Source organism: Bacillus cereus group sp. BfR-BA-01408 (assembly GCF_022663305.1).
In the GTDB taxonomy this organism is placed as follows: Bacteria; Bacillota; Bacilli; order Bacillales; family Bacillaceae_G; genus Bacillus_A; species Bacillus_A pacificus.
Genome location: NZ_JAKUFF010000223.1, coordinates 1 through 335 on the forward strand (window position 1 = coordinate 1; position 335 = coordinate 335).

The following is a 335-nucleotide window of genomic DNA, read 5'->3' on the forward strand; positions in this document are numbered from 1 at the left end:
TTTTACTAAACATTTTCAATGTCATACTTCCAATTCTTGTTGGCCCCTATGCTTATCGTACACTAGGTGCCTCTTCGATGGGGAAAGTGAACTTCTCTGAAACAATTTTTACTTACTTCTTTATTTTTGCTGTATTTGGCATCCATCAATATGGATTAAGAGAAATTAGTGCCATTAAGGATAATAAAAAGAAATCTGAACAATTATTTACTAGTTTATTTATATTAAGTATCTTCACGAATTTATTAACATTTGGAGCATATTTACTATTTAGTTACTTCGGATATGCGGAAAAAGGTTTATTTTATATCCTCCTCATATTTGGATTTAACTTT

The 335-nt window shown here is 29.6% G+C and carries 1 protein-coding gene; it reads left to right on the plus strand.

All coding sequences use genetic code 11. The annotated features are described in order from the left end of the window. Nucleotides 1-335, plus strand: a 335-nt coding sequence (locus tag MR083_RS27025; RefSeq protein ID WP_242270117.1) for an oligosaccharide flippase family protein, incomplete at both ends; no start/stop codon positions are given.